22 protein-coding genes and 1 other annotated feature are annotated in these 22,968 nt (G+C 39.8%); of the genes, 20 read left to right on the top strand and 2 right to left on the bottom strand.

The window, feature by feature from the left end; genetic code table 11:
- Positions 1 to 54 precede the first annotated feature (54 nt).
- From IJI01_RS03875 to IJI01_RS03970, 20 genes are all read left to right on the top strand, one after another.
- Positions 55 to 621, top strand: coding sequence for a folate family ECF transporter S component (locus tag IJI01_RS03875; RefSeq protein ID WP_292186136.1), 567 nt, complete (start codon positions 55 to 57; stop codon positions 619 to 621).
- 251 nt (positions 622 to 872) lie between these two features.
- Positions 873 to 1,208, top strand: a complete 336-nt coding sequence (locus IJI01_RS03880; protein WP_292186139.1) for a PadR family transcriptional regulator — start codon at positions 873 to 875, stop codon at positions 1,206 to 1,208.
- 2 nt (positions 1,209 to 1,210) lie between these two features.
- Positions 1,211 to 2,227 carry a permease prefix domain 1-containing protein gene (locus tag IJI01_RS03885; RefSeq protein ID WP_292186142.1) on the top strand — a complete coding sequence of 339 codons (1,017 nt, stop codon included), beginning with the start codon at positions 1,211 to 1,213 and terminating at the stop codon, positions 2,225 to 2,227.
- Positions 2,224 to 2,940: a DUF4097 family beta strand repeat-containing protein gene (locus IJI01_RS03890; RefSeq protein WP_292186145.1), complete on the top strand. Its 717-nt coding sequence runs from the start codon at positions 2,224 to 2,226 to the stop codon at positions 2,938 to 2,940. The genes IJI01_RS03885 and IJI01_RS03890 overlap by 4 nt, the downstream gene beginning before the upstream one ends.
- Positions 2,941 to 3,160: 220 nt before the next feature.
- Positions 3,161 to 3,340 (top strand): hypothetical protein, encoded by a 180-nt coding sequence (locus IJI01_RS03895; RefSeq protein WP_292186148.1) that lies wholly within the window; start codon positions 3,161 to 3,163, stop codon positions 3,338 to 3,340.
- A gap of 208 nt (positions 3,341 to 3,548) precedes the next feature.
- Positions 3,549 to 3,833 (top strand): hypothetical protein, encoded by a 285-nt coding sequence (locus IJI01_RS03900; protein WP_292186150.1) that lies wholly within the window; start codon positions 3,549 to 3,551, stop codon positions 3,831 to 3,833.
- A gap of 352 nt (positions 3,834 to 4,185) precedes the next feature.
- Positions 4,186 to 5,157 carry a ribosome small subunit-dependent GTPase A gene (gene rsgA / locus IJI01_RS03905; RefSeq protein WP_292186153.1) on the top strand — a complete coding sequence of 324 codons (972 nt, stop codon included), beginning with the start codon at positions 4,186 to 4,188 and terminating at the stop codon, positions 5,155 to 5,157.
- A gap of 38 nt (positions 5,158 to 5,195) precedes the next feature.
- On the top strand, positions 5,196 to 6,725 hold the full coding sequence (gene abc-f, locus IJI01_RS03910) for a ribosomal protection-like ABC-F family protein (RefSeq protein WP_292186156.1): 1,530 nt from the start codon (positions 5,196 to 5,198) through the stop codon (positions 6,723 to 6,725).
- A 64-nt stretch (positions 6,726 to 6,789) separates the two neighbouring features.
- Positions 6,790 to 7,069, top strand: a binding site (T-box leader).
- 72 nt (positions 7,070 to 7,141) lie between these two features.
- Positions 7,142 to 8,362 (top strand): tyrosine--tRNA ligase, encoded by a 1,221-nt coding sequence (tyrS, locus tag IJI01_RS03915; protein WP_292186159.1) that lies wholly within the window; start codon positions 7,142 to 7,144, stop codon positions 8,360 to 8,362.
- Positions 8,363 to 8,851: 489 nt separating this feature from the next.
- Positions 8,852 to 9,211: an ArsR/SmtB family transcription factor gene (locus IJI01_RS03920; RefSeq protein WP_292186162.1), complete on the top strand. Its 360-nt coding sequence runs from the start codon at positions 8,852 to 8,854 to the stop codon at positions 9,209 to 9,211.
- A 69-nt stretch (positions 9,212 to 9,280) separates the two neighbouring features.
- Positions 9,281 to 9,496, top strand: a complete 216-nt coding sequence (locus IJI01_RS03925; protein ID WP_292186165.1) for a cation transporter — start codon at positions 9,281 to 9,283, stop codon at positions 9,494 to 9,496.
- 62 nt (positions 9,497 to 9,558) lie between these two features.
- Positions 9,559 to 11,472 carry a heavy metal translocating P-type ATPase gene (locus IJI01_RS03930; protein ID WP_292186168.1) on the top strand — a complete coding sequence of 638 codons (1,914 nt, stop codon included), beginning with the start codon at positions 9,559 to 9,561 and terminating at the stop codon, positions 11,470 to 11,472.
- Between the two features lie 3 nt (positions 11,473 to 11,475).
- Positions 11,476 to 13,512 (top strand): serine hydrolase domain-containing protein, encoded by a 2,037-nt coding sequence (locus IJI01_RS03935; protein ID WP_292186171.1) that lies wholly within the window; start codon positions 11,476 to 11,478, stop codon positions 13,510 to 13,512.
- A gap of 117 nt (positions 13,513 to 13,629) precedes the next feature.
- A complete protein-coding gene (locus tag IJI01_RS03940; RefSeq protein ID WP_292186174.1) occupies positions 13,630 to 14,460 on the top strand; it encodes a purine-nucleoside phosphorylase in 831 nt (276 codons plus the stop codon).
- Positions 14,461 to 14,487: 27 nt separating this feature from the next.
- Positions 14,488 to 15,792 (top strand): amidohydrolase, encoded by a 1,305-nt coding sequence (locus IJI01_RS03945; RefSeq protein ID WP_292186177.1) that lies wholly within the window; start codon positions 14,488 to 14,490, stop codon positions 15,790 to 15,792.
- 31 nt (positions 15,793 to 15,823) lie between these two features.
- A complete protein-coding gene (locus tag IJI01_RS03950; protein ID WP_292186180.1) occupies positions 15,824 to 17,497 on the top strand; it encodes a MutS-related protein in 1,674 nt (557 codons plus the stop codon).
- 165 nt (positions 17,498 to 17,662) lie between these two features.
- The gene (locus IJI01_RS03955; RefSeq protein ID WP_026661553.1) at positions 17,663 to 17,878 is read left to right on the top strand and encodes a helix-turn-helix domain-containing protein; all 216 of its coding nucleotides are present in this window, start codon (positions 17,663 to 17,665) and stop codon (positions 17,876 to 17,878) included.
- Positions 17,879 to 19,165: a HipA domain-containing protein gene (locus IJI01_RS03960; RefSeq protein WP_292186187.1), complete on the top strand. Its 1,287-nt coding sequence runs from the start codon at positions 17,879 to 17,881 to the stop codon at positions 19,163 to 19,165.
- A 14-nt stretch (positions 19,166 to 19,179) separates the two neighbouring features.
- Positions 19,180 to 19,668 (top strand): ribonuclease HI, encoded by a 489-nt coding sequence (gene rnhA, locus IJI01_RS03965; RefSeq protein WP_029232230.1) that lies wholly within the window; start codon positions 19,180 to 19,182, stop codon positions 19,666 to 19,668.
- A gap of 47 nt (positions 19,669 to 19,715) precedes the next feature.
- Positions 19,716 to 20,336, top strand: coding sequence for a metallophosphoesterase (locus tag IJI01_RS03970; RefSeq protein WP_292186192.1), 621 nt, complete (start codon positions 19,716 to 19,718; stop codon positions 20,334 to 20,336).
- 80 nt (positions 20,337 to 20,416) lie between these two features.
- On the opposite strand, the gene IJI01_RS03975 is transcribed toward IJI01_RS03970, so the two are convergent.
- Positions 20,417 to 21,559, bottom strand: coding sequence for a glycosyl hydrolase family 8 (locus tag IJI01_RS03975; protein WP_292186195.1), 1,143 nt, complete (start codon positions 21,557 to 21,559; stop codon positions 20,417 to 20,419).
- A 23-nt stretch (positions 21,560 to 21,582) separates the two neighbouring features.
- Positions 21,583 to 22,770 carry an acyltransferase family protein gene (locus IJI01_RS03980; RefSeq protein ID WP_292186198.1) on the bottom strand — a complete coding sequence of 396 codons (1,188 nt, stop codon included), beginning with the start codon at positions 22,768 to 22,770 and terminating at the stop codon, positions 21,583 to 21,585.
- Positions 22,771 to 22,968 lie beyond the last annotated feature (198 nt).

Consider the following 22,968-nt stretch of genomic DNA (forward strand, 5'->3'; position numbering starts at 1 on the left):
GAGATATTTATGCCTCTGATGTGGTTAAAGGAAAACTGCAAAGGAGGTATTTTTATGTCTAGAGATTCAGTAGAAGTAATCGGAAGTAACACATTTTCATCAATCAGAAGACTCAAGGAAACCAAGGTCCTCACTTTCTGTGGAATGATGGGAGCACTTGCAATTGTTCTAGGATATGTGGCAACTATCAAGTTTGGCCCATATATCAGAATTGGATTTTCAGGACTTCCTAATCAGGTAGTTGATTATCTCTTTGGACCATGGATCGGTGCTATATTTGGTGGAACAATGGACATTGTTAAGTGGTTTCTTTCAGGAGATGGAGATTTCTTCCCTGGCTTTACCATTACAGCAATGCTCGGTGCAGTTATTTATGGTATGTTCCTTTATAACCAGCCACTTAAGCTGTGGAGAGTAATTGCAGCTCAGCTGACTGTTAAGGTTATCTGTAATCTTGTTCTTAATACATTATGGCTCAATATGCTCTATGGACAGGCTATAGCAGCTATTCTTCCAGGAAGAATTGTTTCTAACGCTGTTATGCTTCCAGTTGATACAGCCATCATGTTTATTATGCTTACAGTTGTAAAATCTGCTATCAAACCTTATTTTGAGAAGTAATAATCTTAAATATAATTGAATACAAATAAGCTAAAAGTGCCTATTTTCAAGCGTTTCAAACCGCTATGGAAATAGGTGCTTTTTATTTCGTAAATTTTTTTACAAATACTGTTGACATACTACGACTGCCGTGGTATATTTACTACGTCAGATGTACTACGACAGACATAGTATGTCAGACATAGTACGACAGACATATGATTAGTTAGAAAGTATTGAAGGAATATCGAAGGAAAGGAGATATCTACAGAATGATAGAGATCAGTAGTGATGTCATTAGAGGCTATAATGACACAATCATTCTCTTTATTCTGCTAGAGGAACCATCCTACGGCTATGAAATCTCCAAGAAGATCAGGTCATTATCAGAAGATAAATACATCATCAAGGAGACCACGTTATATTCAGCCTTTACCAGGATGGAGAAAAACGGATACATAGAATCCTATAGTCAGAATGCAGAGAATGGCAAGAAACGAACGTACTACCGCATTACACAGTTGGGGCGAGATTATTACTCGGAGAAATGTGCGGAGTGGAATTTAACCAAAGAGGTTATAGAAAAATTTATCAGAGGAGATAGGTGATTATGGAAACAATTAAAAATTATTTGGAGACAATGTTTGCAAATCTTCCGAATACAGTTGAGGTTAAGAATGCTAAGGATGAACTTCTTTCAATGATGGAAGATAAATATTCAGAGCTCATCGCAGAAGGTAAGCCTGAAAACGAAGCTGTGGGGATTGTAATATCAGAATTTGGTAATCTGGATGAGCTTGCTGAGAGCCTTGGAATCGGAACAGTTGTTAATCAGGAAAGTGATGCTACAGATAGGAGAATGCTTACTACTCAGGAAGTTATCAACTATGTAGCTGACTGTACACATCGCAGATTCATCCTTGCTATTGGAGTACTACTTTGTATCCTTTCTCCTGTCGGACCAATAATGTTCGAGGCAATAGGCGATTCAATTGGAATTGGCAGTTTCACAGCAATCGGTGTGATTCTGATGTTTGTTTTAGCAGCTCTTGGAGTTGGAGCAATAGTTTTTTCTACTTTTATGAATAATGATTGGAAGTTCCTCGATAAGGAACTGTGCAGCATTGACCTGGCTACTGCAGAGGCCGTAGCAAGATCCAAGGATGAGAATCAGGTAAGTAGAGGCCTGTATCTTACAATAGGCATTATGCTCTGCATTATCAGCATCATTCCTGTTATTGTTCTTGATACTATTTTTTCCTCAAGCATTAGCATTCTTTCAGATGGCTTAGGACCTGCACTTATCTTTGTAGGAGCAGGAATCGGAGTTATGCTGATACTTATGTCTTCAGCCAAGGATGCAGCTTATAACAAGATTCTCTCACTTAACGATGCAAATACAATTGCAGGCAATTATGAACCTGTAGTTAAAGAGAGAAAGCATTATGTAAGTAATGCTGCCAAAGACTTTCTGTCAATGTATTGGAAAATCGTTACCTGCATTTATTTCATAGCAAGCTTTACAACATTTGACTGGGGTAAGACATGGTTGATATGGCCAATAGCTGGAATCATCAGAAAACCACTTGAGCATATTTTAACAGGAGATAGGAGGGAAGAGTCATGAAAAAGTTTTTCTCATTTATTCTTTCTATTGCAACTATAGCTGCGGTTTGCTATGGAGTATATAAATATATTTTACCAAGTGACAGCAGGACAACTCTTAATGAGGACTTTGGCCAGGATGTAAGTGTTGTTGCAATTGAAGCTTCGCTGCTACAGATTAAGGTAAAAGAGGGTAGTTCTTTTGCAGTAGAATATGATGGATCTGAAAAGCTCTGCCCAACCTCTACTTATGATGAGAACAGCAAAAAGCTTAGTATTACACAACCTGAGTATAAGCCTAAGAAGAGCAAGACTTCTAACGAGAATGAGCTTATATTGTATATGCCAGAAGGGACCAGACTTTCACAATTCAAACTTGTTAATAATATTGGAGATGTTGACCTTGGTGAGCTTTCAGCAGATCAGATAGTAATCATTGCAGACATTGGTACCATAAAAGCTGATAAGATTACAACTGATGAGCTTAAGATTGAGGCTAATCTAGGAGACGTCAATATTGATGAGTGCGATAGCAAAGATATTACAGTTGTTGCTAATATGGGAAGTGTCGATATTGGTATAGCATCAGATCTTAAGGATTATGGAATCAGTGCAAGCACCACTCTTGGGGAACTTAAGATTGGTTCTGAGAAGTACAAGAATAATTATGTTCAGACTGGAAATGCTGGGGCAATCAAGATACAGTGTAATCTTGGAAATGTAGTTATAGAATAAGACTTATATAATGAATACATGAGACGTGTGAAAAGCCGGAGTTTACTTAGGTAAATTCTGGCTTTTCTATATATTGTGGTATTTTGAAACATTATATCAATATTTAGTTATCAAAATTTCATATTCAGTTTATCCATTTTTTAGAATATCTAGTATATAATATTTTCAAGAACTACAAGATATTGTGTTTGGGAGTTAAAAAGTAAAGGGGGATGACAATATGCAGCGAATATATACAAAAGAAACAGCTATTGTAAGAGGCCCTAAAACGATCAATGCAATGTTGCTTGGCGGTAAGTATATTGATTCACGAACCTTTGAAATAATTATTAAGAGTATAGTTTCAGCCTTCCTTCTCATAGGAGCAGGAATTATATCAGCATTATTAGTAATGATGTAACGCGTTCTCCCTAATATACATCACCTCCATAGATCAGCAGGTAGCAACCCCTATAGCTACCTGCTGATTTACTATTCACAAATTTGCGAACGAACAAAAGTCCTATGACGTGGGGGAGGCGCCAATTAATTTAGTGGTTGCAAAATAGAACACCTGTTCATATAATATAATTACCAAACAAATGTTTGCATTTGGGGCAGGTGAGTTTATGAGCAGGATTATAGATAAAGTTGATGTTATATGTGAATATAAGGCGGATGGGAGTTTGATTCCAATGAGATTCAGGCTCTTGAATGATGATGGCGTTTATGAGGCCTATACAATAAAGGGATACAGGCAGCTCTTTAATAAAGAGACGTATACAACTCCAGATGGAGTCTATGTCTGTAGTAAGGACAAAGTCTTCGAGTGCAGGGTGTTGATACTTGATATGTATAGAACTGTGAGGCTATATTTCAATATGGACAGGAATTCCTGGAAGATTGCAATCTGAGTCAGCAAGAAATGTCTCTGTTTGCTTAGATTAATACTTGACGCAGTACATATATACTGTTAGACTCAAGAAGTAGTAAATATTAAGAAAGCGAGGTAATCATAATAATGAGTGCAATGAGAATAGAGATTGTAACTGAATATTATATGGAGACCTCGGTTTATGCCCTTTAATTCTGATTGGGCAGATATATTATATTGATTTATGAGCCGTGGCATTTTTTGTCGCGGCTTTTCTTTTTGTTTGCGAACTACTTCCTGCAAGATTTTTCTAGATTTTTCAATTAGTATTCCCCGTTGATCTCCATATGTTTGAACTTGCAAATAAACAATAAAATGGAGAGATGATAGAAATGAATAATACAGTAGTTACAGGTAGAATTTCTGAAATACAGAAGAATAGTTACACCATTAGATACGAGGGTACAGACATTCCTGGAAAGCTAAAGGGAAGCTTTTATGAAAAGGATGCAGAATGCTTTCCTGTAGTTGGGGATTATGTTGATTTTAGTCTAAATCCAGTTGGAGACTCGATTATAGAGGCAGTATGCAACAGGAAAAACATGCTGCAAAGACCTGATCAGGCCAAAACAGGCGTAATGCAGTATATGGTTGCCAATGTGGATTACACCTTTATAATTACTTCTTTAAATGAAGATTACAGCTACAATAGAATTGCGCGATATGTCAGCATTGTTCTTCAGGGAGGCTCGATTCCTGTAGTAGTATTGACCAAGTCTGACCTGTGCAATAACACCGGCAGATACATTAGAGAGGTTGAAACGATATCTGACAAAGTGAGAGTTCATGCCATTTCTGCAATTTATGAAATTGGACTTGATGAGTTAAAAGAGTACATGATTAGTGGAACGACCATATGCCTTATGGGCTCTTCTGGCGCTGGTAAATCAACACTTATAAATGCTATATCTGGTAAGGAAATCATGAAAACGTCTGAAATAAGAGAGTCTGATTCTACCGGCCGGCATACAACGACGCATAGGCAGCTTATCGAACTTCCTAATGGCGTATCAATAATAGATACGCCAGGCATGAGAGAAGTTGGGATGGCTAACGTCGCAGAAGGAATAGATGATACTTTTTCTGACATCAAAGAGCTTGAGATGCAGTGCAGATTCAGTGACTGCAAACATGAGACAGAGCCTGGCTGTGCGATAAAAAAGGCTATAGAGAGCGGTGAATTATCACTAGATAGGTATCAGTTATATAAGAATCTTGGCTCAGAAAATAAACGGAATTATGCAATGAAGAAGGAGGTGTCAAAATGGAGAAAAGAAAGAAATAAGATGTTCAAAAAATATTAATTGAGCCACCTATTGGCTCTTGAGAGCAGGTGATATAAATGTCTCAGATCAGAGTTAGTGATCTTACATTTGCATATGATAACAGTGCGGACGATGTATTAACAAATGTTTCTTTTAACATAGATACAGACTGGAAACTTGGTTTTATTGGCAGAAATGGCAAAGGCAAAACAACTCTTTTAAATCTCCTGATGGGAAAATATGAGTACAAGGGCAGCATAAGTGCTTCGACAAAGTTTGACTATTTTCCCTATCCTTACGATGATACGAATCAGCAGGTGACAGCAGATGAAATGATAGGAGAGTGGAAACCTCAAGTTGAATCCTGGCAGGTAATGGTTCAGATGAATCAGCTTTCGATGGATGCAGAGTGCTTGTACAGACCATTTATTAGCCTTAGCCATGGGGAAAAGACAAGAATCATGCTGGCAGTTTTATTTGCTACAGAGAATGAATTCTTGCTGATCGACGAGCCAACAAATCATCTGGACCAGGAAGCTCGAAGGATTGTAAAAGAGTATCTGTCAAAGAAAAAAGGGTTTATCCTTGTTTCACATGACAGAGATCTTCTGGATGCTGTATGCGACCACGTTCTAGTGCTTAACAGGCAGACGGTAGAAGTGCAGGCGGGAAATTTCTCTTCCTGGTGGGATAATAAGGAAAAGAGCGATTCTTTTGCCAAGGCAGAAAACGAAAAGCATCTCAAAGAAATTGGAAAACTTAAGGCTGCTGCCGACAGAAACAGCAGGTGGGCTGATAAGAGTGAGAATTCCAAGATTGGCTTTGATCCAGTTAAGGAACATGACAGAAGCATATCGTCAAGATCATTTATTGGGGCAAAGACCAAGAAAATGGAGGCCAGAGTCAAAGCTTTCGAAAACAGGATAGATAGAGAGATCGAAGAAAAAGAGGGCCTTTTGCAGGATATAGAGACTGTAGTGGATTTAAAACTCTGTCCTCTTAAATATCACAAGAATGTGCTGATTGATGCCAAGGATCTGACACTTAGATACGAAGATGCAGCACAGCCTCTATTTGAAAACTTGAGATTTCAGGTAAAGCAAGGAGACAGAGTAATTATTTCCGGAGAAAACGGATGCGGTAAATCCAGCATAATTAAGGCTATTTTCCAAAAACTTGGCGAAAACAAAGAACCTCTCATTGTTGATGGAACTCTTAACGTAGGCTCGGGGCTTATCGTTTCCTATGTCAATCAGGATACATCTTTTTTAGTAGGCTCACTTAAGGATTTCTGTGAAAAGAGAGGCTTTGATTACAGCCTGTTCCTTGCAATCCTTCGACAACTTGATTTTGGTAGGGCTCAGTTTTACAAGAATATGGAGGATTATTCTGAAGGGCAAAAGAAAAAAGTGCTGATCGCAGCAAGTCTCATAACACCTGCACATCTGTATATCTGGGATGAACCACTTAACTACATCGATGTATTCTCCAGAATGCAGATTGAAAAGCTGATACTTGAATTTGAGCCTACAATGCTAATTGTGGAACATGATGTCAGATTCCAAGAGAAAATAGCAACGGACATTGTTAAAATACAGGAGGGATAAAATTATCTTTATAGTATAACCATATTGACATTTTTTAACCTGTTAACTAAAATTGCTATATATTGAAAAGGCTATGATCGGATCAAGTAAGAATCGAATTCTGACAACAGAGAATTGCCGGTTGGTGAGAGGCGTATGTTAAGAGCGATGATGAATACCTCCGTGAGCTGCCAGGTTGAATTTCAGGAAATTTTGAATACTAGACTTGGACGGGATTGACCGTTATATCAAAAGAGTATCGCTGATCAGATTGATATTTTTTATCTGAGATGTCGTACTTACTGAGGCACATAGTGCGAGCTGTGTGTGAATGAAGGTGGTAACACGATTAATTCGTCCTTCACGATCTTTTGTGGATTGTGAAGGACTTTTTTATTTGTTCTTACACGATCCGGATAATATTTTGGAGGTGCTTTATGCAGATTTTTGACGAACTTAAGGCAAGAGGACTTATTGCCCAGGTAACAGATGAGGAACAGATAAGAGACCTTGTTAATGCAGGTAAGGCTACATTCTACATTGGCTTTGACTGTACAGCAGATTCTCTTACAGCTGGTCATTTCATGGCTCTTACACTTATGAAGAGACTTCAGATGGCTGGTAACAAGCCTATCGCTCTTATCGGCGGTGGTACAACAATGATCGGTGATCCATCAGGCAGAACTGATATGCGTAAGATGCTCACAAGAGAAGACATCGATCACAACGCTGAGTGCTTCAAAAAGCAGATGGAGAAATTCATCGACTTTGGCGAAGGCAAGGCTATGATGGTTAACAATGCTGACTGGCTCATGAACCTTAACTACATCGAGCTTCTTCGTGAGGTTGGCGCATGCTTTTCAGTTAACAACATGCTCCGTGCTGAGTGCTACAAGCAGCGTATGGAGAAGGGACTTTCATTCCTTGAGTTTAACTACATGATCATGCAGTCATACGACTTCTATTACATGTTCCAGAAGTACAACTGTAACCTTGAGTTTGGTGGCGACGATCAGTGGAGCAACATGCTCGGTGGTACAGAGCTTATCCGTCGTAAGCTTGGTAAGGATGCTCACGCTATGACAATCACACTTCTTACAGACTCACAGGGTAAGAAGATGGGTAAGACAGCTGGTAACGCTGTATGGCTTGATCCTAACAAGACATCACCATTTGATTTCTATCAGTACTGGAGAAATGTTGGCGATGCTGACGTAGATAAGTGCATCAAGATGCTCACATTCATTCCTATCGAAGAGATTCTCGAGATGGAGAAGTGGGATGATTCCAGAATCAACGAGAAGAAGGAAATCCTCGCATTTGAGCTTACAGCTCTTGTTCATGGTAAAGAGGAAGCTCAGAAGGCTCAGGACGCAGCTAGAGCTCTTTTCGCAGGTGGCGGAGATATGAGCAATGTTCCGGCTGTAGCTCTTAAGGAAGAGGACTTCAGAGATGGTGTTGTAGATATCCTTCAGGTACTTGTTTCAGCTGGTCTTTGTGCTACAAGAAGCGAGGCTAGACGTGCCGTTGAGCAGGGCGGCGTAACCTTCAACGAAGAGAAGGTTACAGATGTTAAGACAACTTATACTAAGGACGTATTCGGCGATGGCGTAATGGTTCGTAAGGGTAAGAAGTCTTACAAGAAGGTAACAGCTTAATTTAATAAATATAACAATATAACAACATAACGAAGCACATCTACAGGTGCTGGTATATCCTATTTTTTCTGGTTATTCTGGAAAAAAGGTATATATCTAGTAACCTGGGATGTGCTTTTTAATTTGTTGTCGATATTTTGATAATCGACCTGCTGAAACTCAAGAAAATGGAAAATAGGCAGACTAAAATGGCAAATTATTAACGCATTAACATAAGAAAATTATTGATGCTGCAAGAAATGCATATAATCGAGAATTGGTCAGCGAAAAGTGCGTCTGCATAAATGCTATAGTGATAAAAGAGCCTGCTTAAATTTCAAAGATGAAGATTTCAGCAGACGGGGGCAGGAAAAAAGCAAAAAACAAAGCAAGAAACAAAGATAAAAAAAGATAAAAAACAAAGCAAAGTGGTGTTGACAAATAAATAACTTAGTGATAGTTTAAACATATGAACAGATATTCATATGTATAAGACAAGGAGGTTCTGAGATGGCTTTGAATGATGTTGAGCTCTGTGATGAACATGCAGTTCATATAAAGCTTGTTAATAAAATCAATCATGAGATGCCTGAGGATGATGATCTTTATGATCTCGCTGAGCTGTTTAAGGTGTTTGGTGATTCGACCAGAATAAAAATCTTATTTGCATTATTTGAATCAGAAATGTGTGTATGCGATATAGCAGAAACACTTGGAATGACTCAGTCAGCTATTTCTCATCAGCTTAAGATATTAAAGCAAAGTAAGCTGGTAAGTAATAGAAGAGAAGGCAAATCAATTATCTATTTCCTTGCTGATGATCATGTCAGAACTATTATTGATCAGGGCATGAACCATATCAAAGAATAACCTGGTGAATCGTAAATAAAGTGAATAATTAAATTAAAGATAAAAAGAAAAGGAAAAGAGGGAAAAACTATGAAGAAGACATTTAAGTGTGAAGTTGATTGTGCAAACTGTGCTGCTAAGATGGAAGAAGCTGTTAAGAAAATTGATGGAGTAGAAAGCGTTAGAGTTAATTTCATGACTCAGAAGCTTATGCTTGAGGCAGCTGATGATGTATTTGATTCAGTTCTTGATGCTGCTGTTAAGGCCTGCAAGAAGGTTGAGCCAGACTGTGAAATTGAGCTATAGCATGACGGAAGTGCTTTGGCACGAAGGCATGCGTTATCGCATAAAATATGAGGAAAAAAGACATGACAAAGAAACAGAAGAAGAACAGAAATAGAATAATAGCTGTACTTGTAATATTTGTAGTACTGCTGGCACTTGATAAAGCTGGAGTATTTGAGCCACTTCCTTGGTTTGTGACTTTTGCAATATATCTGGTTCCATATATCATCATTGGCTATGACGTTATCAAGAAAGCTGCTATCAATATTAGTCACGGACAGGTTTTTGATGAAAACTTCCTGATGATGATAGCAACCTTTGGTGCTTTTGGAATTCAGGAATATACAGAGGCTCTTGCAGTTATGCTCTTTTACCAGATTGGAGAATTGTTCCAGAGCGTAGCTGTTGGTAAATCAAGACAGTCTATCTCTGATCTGATGAGCATTGCACCAGAAAGCGCTAACCTGTTGGATGACGAAGGAAATGCTACTGAGGTTGATCCTGAGGAAGTAAGTGTAGGAGATATGCTTCTTGTTCGTGCAGGCGAGAAGATTCCCGTTGACGCTGTTGTTGTAGAAGGCGAGAGCTTTATTGATACAGCTGCTCTTACTGGAGAGTCTGTTCCTAGAAAGGTTGTCAGTGGAGATAGCGTAATTAGCGGATGCGTTAACGGCGAAGGAATTCTCAAGGTTAGGGTAGAAAAAGCCTATGAGGATTCTACTGTTTCCAAGATCCTTGAGCTCGTGGAGAACGCAAGCAATAAGAAGTCCAGAATGGAGAATTTCATCACAAGATTTGCTAGATACTATACTCCTGTAGTTACTATCGGAGCTCTTTTACTTGCTATTATTCCAGGTGTTACAGGAATTCTTCCATGGGCTGACAGTATCAGAAGAGCATGTATCTTTCTCATTGTTTCATGTCCTTGTGCACTTGTAATCTCTGTACCTCTGGGATTCTTTGGAGGAATCGGTGCTTCATCCAAGATTGGTGTACTTGTTAAGGGCAGTAACTATCTCGAGTCAGTATCCAAGATAAATACAGTTGTCTTCGATAAGACAGGAACTATCACTAAGGGCGAGTTCAAGGTTACAGAAACTTATGTAAATCCTGATGCTGGCATAGATAAAGCACAGCTTTTAAAGGTTGCAGCTCATGGCGAGTCTTTATCTAACCATCCTATCGCAAGATCAGTTTGTCAGGCTTATCAGGAGGGTATGTATCAAAATGGCCCTCAGATCATTGATAACACGCTCGTCGATGAGACACAGACCAAAGAGGTTTCCGGCCACGGTATTGCATCTGTATATGAGGGAAAAGAGCTTCTTTTGGGCAATGCAGCTCTTTTAACTGATTATGGTATTAAGTTTGACCAGGTTGAAAGCGGCGGAACAATCGTGTATGTAGCTTATGATGGCAAGTATCTTGGAGCAGTTATTATTTCAGATGTGATAAAAGAATCTGCTGCAGATGCTATCAGAGCTCTCAAAGCTTGCGGTGTTAAGAACACAGTTATGCTGACAGGTGATAGAGAAAAGGCTGCTAAGGAAGTGGCTGAAAAAATCGGCGTAGATCAGGTAATTGCTGAGCTTCTTCCTGCGGACAAGGTCAGCAGGGTTGAAAAAATGCTTTCTTCATTAGATAATGATAATAAACTAGCGTTTGTCGGAGATGGCATCAATGATGCACCTGTATTGATGCGTGCTGATGTTGGTATCGCAATGGGATCACTTGGAAGTGACGCAGCTATTGAGGCTGCAGACGTTGTCATTATGGACGATGATATTTCCAAGATAGCATTAGTTGTAGCAATCGCCAGAAAGACAATGCGTATTGTAAAAGAAAATATTGTATTTGCCCTAGGAGTTAAGCTTATAATCCTGGTACTTGGCGCACTTGGTCTTACTACCATGTGGCTTGCAGTATTTGGAGATGTAGGTGTTGCTGTTATAGCTATCCTGAATTCCATGAGGGCACTCAAATATCGGGGGAAATAAATAATGGCAAGAGCAGAACTAGACGTTGGAGAGCTTTTAATGAAGCTGGTTGCCAGGGAAACTGGTGAAATCAGCAAGGTGGACTATCATCCTCAGAAGCCTGAGTTTTCGCATGATACTGTGATCGGCGAGACGAGGCTTCCGCGTAAGTCACCAGAATCTCAGGGCGTAAGTTCTGTTTTTTTTGTTGATCTTATCAGAGAACTTTCTGAGACCAAAGAGTGCAATATTCATAAATTCATGGCCTTAAGGCATGGAAATGTCATCGCAGAATGTGCCTTTGAACCTTTCGATATGGATACCTGGCATGTTTCCTATTCCATGTGCAAGAGCATAGTGGGAATGGCTATTGGAATACTCATTGATGAGGGAAAGCTCTCGATTGATGATAAGCTTAGCGATATTTTCAGCTCTAGGATGAGTCCATTTGGTTTTCTGAGAAAGAACGTAACTGTTAAGAATCTACTTAATATGACCAGCGGCGTTGAATTCTACGAATCTGGCTCGATTAGTGGTAATGACTGGAGAAAGAGCTTTCTGGAGGCTGGATTTAAAACAGATCCTGGAACTACATTTGAATATAACAGCATGAATACCTATATGCTGTCAGCAATAATTACAGAGAAAACAGGAATGTCCTGCTTTGAATACTGCAAAGTGAAGATCTTTGTCCCTATGGGAATTCAGAGAATATTCTGGGAGAGCTGTCCTCAGAGTATCACAAAGGGCGGATGGGGCCTATTTATCAGAGCTGAGGATATGGCCAAGCTAGGTCAGCTGTATCTGCAGAATGGTATGTGGGATGGCAAGCAGATTGTTCCTGCTGACTGGGTAAAAGAGTCTACGTCCTGGCAGATAGAAACAGGCAAAGATGATAACTCACACTATGGCTATCAGCTATGGATAAATGATGACAGACCTGGCTCTTTTGCCTATAACGGAATGCTGGGGCAGAACGTGTTCATATATCCTGATATTGATATGGTTGTGGTCACAAATGCTGGTAACACTGACATTTTTCAGACCAGCAAGATGGCTATAATGATCAGAGAAGCCATGAAGTCCAGGATTGAAGTTCATGACAATGCGCTTCCTGAGGACTTTGCGGCGCTTAATTCTCTCAAGGCTATCTGTAAATCAGTTAGTGGCAGGAATAATAATTTCCCTGTTATATATTCAGGCGGCTGGAAGAACAAAGCTGTCAGGATGACAACAGGTTCACCTAGAACCAAGACGACCAGCTACGGCGATAAGAGAGGTTACTTTAAGTCAGAAGTCAGGTCTTTTAACATAAGAAAAGAGAACCACCTGATCCAGGAGTGGCTCACAAGACTTGACGGTAAGACATATGACATCGAGCAAAAGGGCGTTGGCATTTTCCCTATTATGATGCAGATTGTTCATAACAACTTTACAGATGGTATGAACAAGATAGGCTTTAGAATAAGCGATGATAATTCTTTTTATATCGATATATATGAAGGAATTGAAGTATATAGCTTAAGATGCGGATTTGGCGGTAAAAGATATACCAGCAAGATCAACATGCATGGGGAAATATACGAGGTATCGCTTTGTTCGTATGTAACAACTGATGAATACAACAGGCTTGTAATCAGAAATGAGATAAATTTCCTCGAAGAAGCATGTCTTCGCACGTTTAACATTTTCTTTTACGATGACGCTGCTGACAGGGATGACAGGAAAGGAACTTTTATCCATCCATCTGTTCCTGCAAGGATTGAGATAAGGCTTATGGAAACGCCTGGTACCAGTATGCTGATTACAACCATGAAGACCATGGGACCCGAGGCGCTTTCTGGAATGCAGGGCAAGTTCGTCAATAAATTCTATAAGGGTGGAATCAAAGAGGCAATTGAGCACGCGGCTAATAACACGATTCAGCCGGTGCTGAGCGGTGTGTTATCTCTTCCTTCTACTCCAGAACCGGGTATTACTGAAGGACAGCTGGAAGAAACGGCGGAAGAAACCGCAGAAAAAACAGTAGAAGAAATAGAGAATTCAGAGAATATTAGTTGATTTTCAAGCTATCAAAGGCTCCATGAATTATGGTATTATAGTTCATGGAGTTTCTTTTTTATAATTAAAACGTAACTCGTGGAAATGAAATAAACATATATAAGATGAGGTGTTTTTATGTCAAATGCAATTTATGAAAAACTTGAAAGTTGTGTAAAGGCAGTAAGAGAGAAGACTGATTTTGTGCCAGATGTTGCTCTTGTTCTTGGTTCAGGACTTGGTAACTATGCTGATAATATCAAGATTGAGACAGAGATCAGCTACAGCGATATTCCAGGCTTCCCTGTATCTACTGTTCCAGGACACGCTGGAAAGTTTATCTTTGGATATGTTGGAGATGTTAAGGTTGTATGCATGAAGGGAAGAGTTCACTTCTATGAAGGCTACGATGTAACAGATGCTGTACTTCCAGCTAGACTGATGAAGATGCTGGGAGCTAAGATCCTGTTCCTAACAAATGCGGCTGGTGGACTTGGAGAAGGCTTTAAGGCTGGCGATCTGATGCTCATAACAGATCATGTTTCTATCTTTGCTCCTAATCCACTTATCGGACCAAACGTTGACGAATTGGGACCTCGTTTTGCTGATATGTCAGAGGTTTATGACAAGGATCTTCAGGAAGTTATCAGAAAAGCTGCTAAGGCTGAGGGTATTGACCTTAAGGAAGGTGTTTACTGCCAGCTTACAGGACCATCTTTCGAGAGTCCTGCTGAAATCAGACTTCTTGGCAAGCTCGGAGTTTCTGCAGTTGGCATGAGTACTGTTATCGAGGCTATTGCTGCTAACCACATGGGTATGAGAATCTGTGGCGTTTCCTGCATCAGTAACCTTGCTGCTGGTATCAGCGAGCAGCCTCTTTGTCATGAAGAAGTTCAGGAAGCTGCTGATAAGGTAGCACCTCTTTTCACAAAGCTTGTAACAGAGGCTATTAAGGGCTTTACATTATAATAAATTGTTTGTTTATCGGGAGCGGGTATGAGAACAAGATTCTATAATGCAAGAGTACTGACTATGGAGTCAGGACGAGACATTTTCTTTGGGGAAGTTTGGGTAGTTGAGGACAGAATCATCTTCGTAGGTACAGAGGAAGAGGGCCGAAACTACTGCAATGAACATAAAGATACGATTCTTATCTGGGATAGGGAGATTGACTGCCATGGCAATCTCCTTATGCCTGGTTTTAAGAATGCTCACACTCATTCAGCTATGACTCTTATGAGGTCCAAGGCTGATGATCTGCCACTTCAGGACTGGCTTGGAACACAGATCTTTCCTGTAGAAGCCAAGATGACTGGAGAGGATATCTATCATTTATCCAAGATTTCTATTCTGGAATATCTCACAAGCGGAATTACATCTGTATTTGAAATGTACCTGACACCATTTACGGTGGCAGATGTCTTTAGAGACTGCGGAATGAGATGCGTTCAGACCAGCTGCGTCAACAATTTCAGCCAGTCTGTAGAGCTTCTTGAGAAGTACTATACAGATATCAATGGAAAAGACCCATATAACTCTTTTATCCTCGGCGTTCACGCAGAGTACACCTGCTCAAAAGAGCTCTTAGAAGAGTGCGCTAAGCTCGTTCAGAAGTACAAGGCTCCTTTCTGGGCACATATCCAGGAGACAGAGACTGAGACAAAAGAGTGTGTTGAGAGATATGGCATGACTCCTATAGAGTTCTTTGACAGTTTAGGTCTTTTTGAATATGGCGGTGGCGGCTATCACGTTGTCTGGACTAATGACAGAGACAGGGAGATCATGAAAAAGAGAGGTCTCTATGTTGTGACTAATCCAGGTTCTAACACTAAGCTTGCAAGCGGTATTGCCCCTATTGCCAAATATCTTGAATGCGGTATTCCTGTTGCCATTGGTACTGATGGACCTGCCAGCAACAACTGCCTTGATATGTTCAGGGAGATGTTCCTGGTTACTGGTCTTGCCAAGCTCAAGGATATGGATGCATCAAGCGTAGATGCTGCAGAAGTTCTCAAGATGGCGACAGTTAACGGAGCCCACGCTATGGGACTTAATGATGCAGACGTACTTGCAGAGGGGAAACTTGCTGATATCATCATGCTTGATCTGCAGCAGCCTAATATGCAGCCTATCAACAATATCGTCAAGAACATCGTTTATAGTGGCAGTAAGAGCAACGTAATCATGACTATGATCGGTGGTATCATCCGCTACGAGAATGGTAAATTCAATATTGGCGTAACACCTTCAGAGGTTTATGCCAAGGCAGAAGAGATCAAGGCTAGAATTTACGGAAACTAACTTGAGTCAGACATAATAGAGAAGGAAATTTATGGAAGCACTAATATTATTAGCCGTTTTAGCAGGAATTTGCCTTATTGCTTACCTGCTGGGGCTTCGTGATAAGAAAATTCAGGAAAAGTATCTGATTAAAAGGCTCAAGGACAATTTCGGTCAGGCTCCAAACAGAGAGTATAAGGCTGACGATCTTGACCATTTGCCAGGTTATTATTCCAAGCACAAGGAAGAGTTTCAGATTGATGATACAACCTGGAATGACCTTAATATGGACGGCGTATTTGCCAGAATGAATTACTGTCTTAGCGCTTCTGGTGAAGAGTATCTTTACTATATGCTCAGATCACCCAAGCAAAAAGACGATTTTGATAAGCTTGAGAGGCATGTTGATTTCTTCATGAATAATGATGAAGAAAGAAGAAAATGTCAGGTTATTTATTCAAATATTGGCAGAAGAATCAGATATTCAATTTATGACTATATAGGATATCTTGATAATGCTCCTGATTTATCAAATGCCAGACATTTTCTGATGATTGCACTTATGGCTGTAGCTGCCGGTTTAATGTTTGTTAATTTTACTGTTGGCTTTCTTGCACTGGTAGCAATCTCACTTACTAATATTATTAACTATTTTGGGATAAAGAATAAAATAGAGCCATATCTTGCATCTTTTGCTTATATTCTAAGGGCAATATATGCTGCTGGATACTTTGAAAAAGTAAAGATTTCTGAGATTTCAGAGGATGTAGACAGACTTACTTCTTTAGCCAAGAATTTTAAGTCCTTTACCAGAGGCTCTTTTATACTTATGGGAAGTAGTAAGTATAATTCTTCTGGAAATCCGCTTGAAATTATACTGGAATATATAAAGATGGCGCTTCATCTTGATCTTATTAAGTTTAATAACATGTATAAGCTGGTTCTGGATAAAAAGGATGACCTTGATGAGATAATCACTATCCTCGGAAGATTAGAAGCTGAGATATCTATAGCATGCTTTAGAAAGTCTTTTGAAGGCGGATATTGTATTCCTGAATTTGCAGAGGGCAGTTATGCTGGAGAAGAGCTTTATCATCCTCTTATTGCTGATGCGGTTGCTAATAGTATTGAAACAGGAAAAGGCCTTCTTATTACCGGATCCAATGCTTCTGGTAAATCCACATTCCTTAAGACTTGTGCAATAAACGCAGTAATGGCGCAGTCTATTCATACTGTCCTTGGTAAGAGCTACATGGCTCCTATTTACAGAATTTACTCATCAATGGCGCTCAAGGATGATATCTTTGGAGGAGATTCCTACTACATTGTAGAGATCAAGTCTATTAAGAGAATTCTTGATGCCAATAAAGAGGAGGGTGCTCCTGTACTTTGCTTTGTTGATGAGGTGCTTCGCGGAACTAACACAGTTGAGAGAATTGCAGCATCAACTCAGATTCTCAAGTGCTGCGCTGATAACGGAGTAATGTGTTTTGCAGCTACTCACGATATAGAGCTTACATCTCTTCTTAGGAATGAGTTTGATATCTATCACTTTGAGGGAAATGTAACTGACAATGACGTCCAGTTTGATTATCAGATAAAAGAGGGACCGGCTACAACGCGTAATGCCATTAAACTCTTAAGTGTTCTTGGTTATGATAAGACGATCGTTGATGATGCCCAGAACCTTGCTGAGCACTTCCTTAAAGATGGAGTTTGGGCATAACTAAATAGTTATTATTGCTATTGACATAGTCGTACGGCTATATTTATAATCATATTATATTAATATAGTCGAACGGCTATTTTTTATTATCTGAGATGAGTATATAGCCGTACGGCTATAATGTATGGTAATAAAGTCGTGATGTGCATGAACAGAGGGAATGCCATGAAAATTACGGATTCTAAATCTTTTGGTGAAATGATCAAAAAGAGAAGAAAGAAAATGGGATACACACAGAAGTATGTATGTGAAGTAAGTGGTATCAGTGCCAGCTTTATTTCTGACCTGGAAAATGGCAAGGCTTCAATAGAACTAGGTAAGGCTATTTATCTGGCTAATCTATTGGGAATTGATATTGAGCTTAATGAGAGAGGTATATAAATGAGGCATTTGTCTATATTTATAGAGATAACCGGTGAACAGAAATTTGTAGGCAGTATTGTTGGTGAGTCTTATAACGATGCCTGTTTTCAGTATTCCAGAGAATATCTTGATTCAGTATATGCTGCGCCAATATCTATTTCACTGCCTTTGCAGGAGGAAGCATTTTCTTCATCTGTGACCAGGAATTTTTTTGAAGGTCTTTTACCGGAAGGCTTTTCCAGAAAGGCTGTAGCAAACTGGATCAAGACGGATGAGAATGACTATATGACGATTCTTGCAACTCTTGGAAGTGAGTGCCTTGGTGCCATCAAGGTTGTTGATGATGATTTGTCCGGATTACAGGATAAGAGTACATCTGACTATGAGAAACTCTCTGTTGAGCAGGTGAAGGCTCTTGCTGAGGAAGGCGCGTCCAAATCTACTCAGGTTCTTTTGGAGACGCATTTATCTCTGACCGGAGCAACTGGTAAGGTTGGTTTATATTATGATGATGCTAATGATGACTGGTATTTACCAACAGGAGATGCTCCCAGTACTCATATTGTCAAACAGAGCCATGTGAGACTTGAGAGAATAGTACTTAATGAGCAGCTGTGTATGCTGACAGCTCATAATCTTGGAATCGATATTCCTGAAACATTCATTGTAGATACAGGAAGCGGCGCTGATTCAGATATTCTTTATGCTACTAAGCGATATGACAGAGTGATCAGTGATAAAAAAGTCATAGATGGACTTAAAGTGCCTATCAGGCTTCATCAGGAAGACTTTGCACAGGCCATGGGAATATCAGCCAGTGACAAATATGAAAAAGAGGATTCTGGTTATATTCGCAGGATGTTTGATCTGGTACGCTTTTATTGTAGTGATCCTATTATGGAACAGAACAAACTTTGGAAGAGGATATGTTTCAATTTTATCATTGGTAATACTGATTGCCATATTAAGAACTATTCGCTGGTGTATAATGATAATCTTAAGAATATTAAATTGTCACCTGCATATGACATTGTCAGCACCAGGATTTATAATATGACAAAGGAAATGAGTTTTTATATCGGCGGAGAACTTGATATAGAACGTCTTAACAGAGCAAGCTTTTCAAGTGCAGCAGCAACTGTCGGAATACCAGAAAGACTTGCTATGAAGATATTCGATGAAACAGCAGAAGGGTTTGAAGATGCTTTATCCAGGGCTAGTACTGAGCTTGGCGAAAAAGGCTTTGGAGATGCAGATAAGATGCATGCAGATATCATTAGAAAAGGCGGCTACGCCAATTTGTGATAAGGAGAAATAAAATGAGAGTAGAAATATATTCAGACGGATCAGCAAGAGGAAACCCAGATGGACCGGGTGGGTATGGTACAATACTCAGATATGTGGATGCCAAGGGTGAAGTTCATGAGAAGGAACTTAGCGCAGGCTATGACAAGACTACCAATAACAGAATGGAGCTTATGGGCGCAATAGTTGGACTTGAAGCTCTGAACAGACCCTGTGATGTTGAGATGTTCTCTGATTCACAGTACGTTATCAAGGCATTTAATGACAAGTGGATCGATGGCTGGATCAAGAAGGGCTGGAAGACAGCAGGTAATAAGCCAGTTAAAAATGTTGAGCTGTGGAAGAGACTTCTGGCTGCTGCTGAGCCACATGGCATCAGATGGAACTGGGTTAAGGGACATGCTGGACATTCAGAGAATGAGAGGTGCGATCAGCTTGCAACAGCTGCAGCAGATCAGGATCCAGATATGCTTCTTCATGATGATGGCGGAGATTTGAAGTGATTTGTGTATTGTCATGGGTACACATTGATAATTATGAGGTTATATATTTGATACATTACATAGCTGACTGTCATTTCTATCACGGAGCTCTTAATACCAAGATGGATAAAAGAGGTTTCGCTGATGTTACAGAAATGAATGAATACATGATAGAAAAATGGAATAGTAAGGTCAGTAAGACTGATACGGTGGTTATCCTTGGGGACTTGTCCCTTGGAACTGTGGATGAGACCAATGAACTTATCCATCGTCTTAATGGTAAGTTATGCCTTATCACAGGTAATCACGATAAGTTTGTGGGAAAGCCTGACTTTGATGCAGACCGTTTTGAATGGATTGATAATTACCGCGAGATTACTGATTCTCAGAAAAAAGTAATCTGCAGCCATTATCCAATTCCTTTCTATGAGGGCCAGTATCGTAAGCGCCACAATGGTGATCCTAAAACCTTTATGCTGTATGGTCATGTCCATGAGACAAGAGACGAGCTCTTGATGCAGAAGATCATCGATCTGATAAAAGAAACACCGTATTATCCAATTGGAAGTGAACATGAGAGTACGATTCCATGTAATATGATCAACTGCTTCTGTAAGAAATCTGACTACACACCACTTACGCTTTCTGAGTGGATCAGACTTGATCAGGAGCTCAAAAATAATAAATAATAAGAATGTAAAAGGATGACTGTTATGTAACAGTCATCCTTTTAATATGGATTATAAATATGAAGTGGAATAATACGCAATTAATAAATTCTATAATTTCCTGACAACGCAAGAAGAGCGAACATGTACAGGCAGTTATCATAGTAGCGGCGAACGCCTTTTCTCATTGGCTGATTCCAGAACCACTTAATCCACTTGGTGGCAAGCTCCATCTCTTCTGGAGTCTTAGCTACAAGAGCGCCCTGAGCAATTGTAGAAACAAGACCAAGAGGATGAAGAACAGGTCTGTCTGTAGGTGTTCCGTCTATCTTGTATTCGCATCTGACTGCCTCAAGATCTGTTCCAAAGAACTTCATCATACGGATTGGTGCTGACTGCTGACCGTGGTCATCTGAGAACCATACGCTATCAAGACCGATATTAGCGGCTGTTCTATATGCATCGCTATAGAAGTTACCATAGTAGCCCCATGCAAGCTCTTTATCCATAGGAGTGCCATCAAAATTAGCATACTCGGCGCTAAGTCCAGTTTCCTTATGGCAGGCTGTAACAAGATAGTCTCTACTAGCAGCTGCTGCCTTTTTAAAGAAATCGCGGTCTTCCTCATTAGCCCAAAGAGCAAAGAGCTCGTAGAATTGTGGGAGATGATAGGAAGGATCAGTAAAATCGATGCCTGGAACAAAGAGAATCTGATGATTGTCTCTATTCCACATAGGATAGCCAACACGTCCGTTTTCACCCTTATGTATGCAGGCACTCAGGATTTCTTTTGCCTCGCGGCTATATTCAAAGATTCCTTCGCCGTCGCCCCATCTATGGGAAGCAAAGAAAAGAGCCATAGCATAGAATTCTTCTCCGTCAGGAGCAGGACCGTAGGCGTTCTTGGTTCCATTTGTCTGGCATGACCATGCAAAGTAGCCTTCATTCTCGCCCTCGTCCATGAACATATAGGTCTTGGACCATTTCCAGATACGGTCAAATTCTTCCTTCATATCAAGCTGAACGCACATCATCATACCATAGGACATACCCTCAGTTCTGGCGTCGTTATTACCTGTATCGCACAGATATCCCATATCTGCACCGGTTTCGTGATAGATGCGCTCATTCTCATCGTAAAAGAAAGTCTGAACAGCTTCCTTGATACGAGCCTGAATTTCCTCCTCTGGAATTCCAATTTCCTTGAGAAGATTTCTGTAATTTTTGTTTTCAAATGCTCCCATAGTATTTCCTTTATTATCTTTATTTATGCTGAAATTTTAAGTGATGCTTTTGCTGATACTTTTCTTTTCCCAAGAATAATCTCGTGGATATGCTTGAGAAGGATAGCGGATGGAACACCAAGAGCAAATACAACAAGAACATATACGATTACATACTTGATGTGGTGAGGTGAACGAACACCACCGTCAAACTGCCATCCAAAGAGCTCTACGAATAAGCCATGGATGAGATAGAACTCAAGTGTGATTGTTCCCATGAAGTTGATGAACTTGTTGCCAACCTTGAGTTTCATGCTAAGAAGGAGAACGCATAATACGAAAAGGGTTGTAACAACTGCCTGTGATGAAACGCTGATAAGTCTGTTCATAACAACTATGTTATGAGGAAGCCATTCTTCTCCATAGTATCCAAATCTGCCGCATACTCCCTGTGACCAACGATAAACAGGATAGTAACCAATAAATGCAACTGCAAAATATACCCAGTAGAACTTCTGAAGATGAGGAACAATCTTGTTCTCAAACTTAGCAAAGATGATTCCAACAGGGAAAAGAATTACACAGTTGTACCACCATTCGCCTCTGAGCCAGTAGTCGTTATGATCAATATTTGTACCCAGAACGATATAAGCTATAACGAATGCAGTAGTAGCAAATACTGCAAGGCCATCCTTCTTGATGAACTTAAATGACAGATAGAATGCCAGATAGAAGAATGGAAGAACGATAACATACCAGGTATTAGGATTGCAGAGATCAATGCTTGTAAGATAAAGAGCAATCTGCTTGCCATCCATCTTCTCACCAATAAGAAGTCTTGCTACAAAGAAGATAAGTGTAGTTGTGTAAAGAGCAAGAACAACAGGTAAGATACGCTTCTTGATGAAGCCATTTAAGTAGTTCTCCTTGGAATGGAAGCTCTTGTATACACCATAACCATTGAAGAAAAGGAAAACAGAAACGAGAAGAAATCCTGCATTTACAAAGATATCGAGACCATGAACGATTCTGCTCTGTGGCTGGATCCATGATGCGCAGGTCTTCTGTGCGATGTGGTGGAGCATGATGCAGATAGCAAGGAATCCCTGAACTGCCTTAGTCTGCTTAAGTGATAAGAATTCTTCGTTGAAATTCTTAAACCCAGAAAACTTCGCTCCCCATAACAAAATAATCGGTAGAATTACATAGACTGAATAAATTAGTTGTTTCATACCATACCTCCAAAATACATTTTTTTGTCTATTTTTGCATGCAAACAAATGCACGCATAACCCCACATAAAATATAGTATTTTGAACGGATTTTTGCTACGCAATTCTTATTAAGCGTATGTCAATAATTGCGGAATTTTACAAAATTTACAGATATGAAAATGAGTTTACAGTGACTAATGATTATACTTTGATAAG

Source organism: Butyrivibrio sp., assembly GCF_017433805.1.
In the GTDB taxonomy this organism is placed as follows: Bacteria; Bacillota; Clostridia; order Lachnospirales; family Lachnospiraceae; genus Butyrivibrio.

Coding starts and splice junctions, on each gene's coding strand:
- IJI01_RS03950 (WP_292186180.1), top strand. CDS start 15,824: ATGGAAGCACTAATATTATTAGCCGTTTTAGCAGGAATTTGCCTTATT.
- abc-f (WP_292186156.1), top strand. CDS start 5,196: ATGTCTCAGATCAGAGTTAGTGATCTTACATTTGCATATGATAACAGT.
- IJI01_RS03895 (WP_292186148.1), top strand. CDS start 3,161: ATGCAGCGAATATATACAAAAGAAACAGCTATTGTAAGAGGCCCTAAA.
- IJI01_RS03975 (WP_292186195.1), bottom strand. CDS start 21,559: ATGGGAGCATTTGAAAACAAAAATTACAGAAATCTTCTCAAGGAAATT.
- tyrS (WP_292186159.1), top strand. CDS start 7,142: ATGCAGATTTTTGACGAACTTAAGGCAAGAGGACTTATTGCCCAGGTA.
- rsgA (WP_292186153.1), top strand. CDS start 4,186: ATGAATAATACAGTAGTTACAGGTAGAATTTCTGAAATACAGAAGAAT.
- IJI01_RS03875 (WP_292186136.1), top strand. CDS start 55: ATGTCTAGAGATTCAGTAGAAGTAATCGGAAGTAACACATTTTCATCA.
- IJI01_RS03885 (WP_292186142.1), top strand. CDS start 1,211: ATGGAAACAATTAAAAATTATTTGGAGACAATGTTTGCAAATCTTCCG.
- rnhA (WP_029232230.1), top strand. CDS start 19,180: ATGAGAGTAGAAATATATTCAGACGGATCAGCAAGAGGAAACCCAGAT.
- IJI01_RS03900 (WP_292186150.1), top strand. CDS start 3,549: ATGAGCAGGATTATAGATAAAGTTGATGTTATATGTGAATATAAGGCG.
- IJI01_RS03960 (WP_292186187.1), top strand. CDS start 17,879: ATGAGGCATTTGTCTATATTTATAGAGATAACCGGTGAACAGAAATTT.
- IJI01_RS03980 (WP_292186198.1), bottom strand. CDS start 22,770: ATGAAACAACTAATTTATTCAGTCTATGTAATTCTACCGATTATTTTG.
- IJI01_RS03880 (WP_292186139.1), top strand. CDS start 873: ATGATAGAGATCAGTAGTGATGTCATTAGAGGCTATAATGACACAATC.
- IJI01_RS03930 (WP_292186168.1), top strand. CDS start 9,559: ATGACAAAGAAACAGAAGAAGAACAGAAATAGAATAATAGCTGTACTT.
- IJI01_RS03955 (WP_026661553.1), top strand. CDS start 17,663: ATGAAAATTACGGATTCTAAATCTTTTGGTGAAATGATCAAAAAGAGA.
- IJI01_RS03945 (WP_292186177.1), top strand. CDS start 14,488: ATGAGAACAAGATTCTATAATGCAAGAGTACTGACTATGGAGTCAGGA.
- IJI01_RS03940 (WP_292186174.1), top strand. CDS start 13,630: ATGTCAAATGCAATTTATGAAAAACTTGAAAGTTGTGTAAAGGCAGTA.
- IJI01_RS03925 (WP_292186165.1), top strand. CDS start 9,281: ATGAAGAAGACATTTAAGTGTGAAGTTGATTGTGCAAACTGTGCTGCT.
- IJI01_RS03920 (WP_292186162.1), top strand. CDS start 8,852: ATGGCTTTGAATGATGTTGAGCTCTGTGATGAACATGCAGTTCATATA.
- IJI01_RS03935 (WP_292186171.1), top strand. CDS start 11,476: ATGGCAAGAGCAGAACTAGACGTTGGAGAGCTTTTAATGAAGCTGGTT.
- IJI01_RS03890 (WP_292186145.1), top strand. CDS start 2,224: ATGAAAAAGTTTTTCTCATTTATTCTTTCTATTGCAACTATAGCTGCG.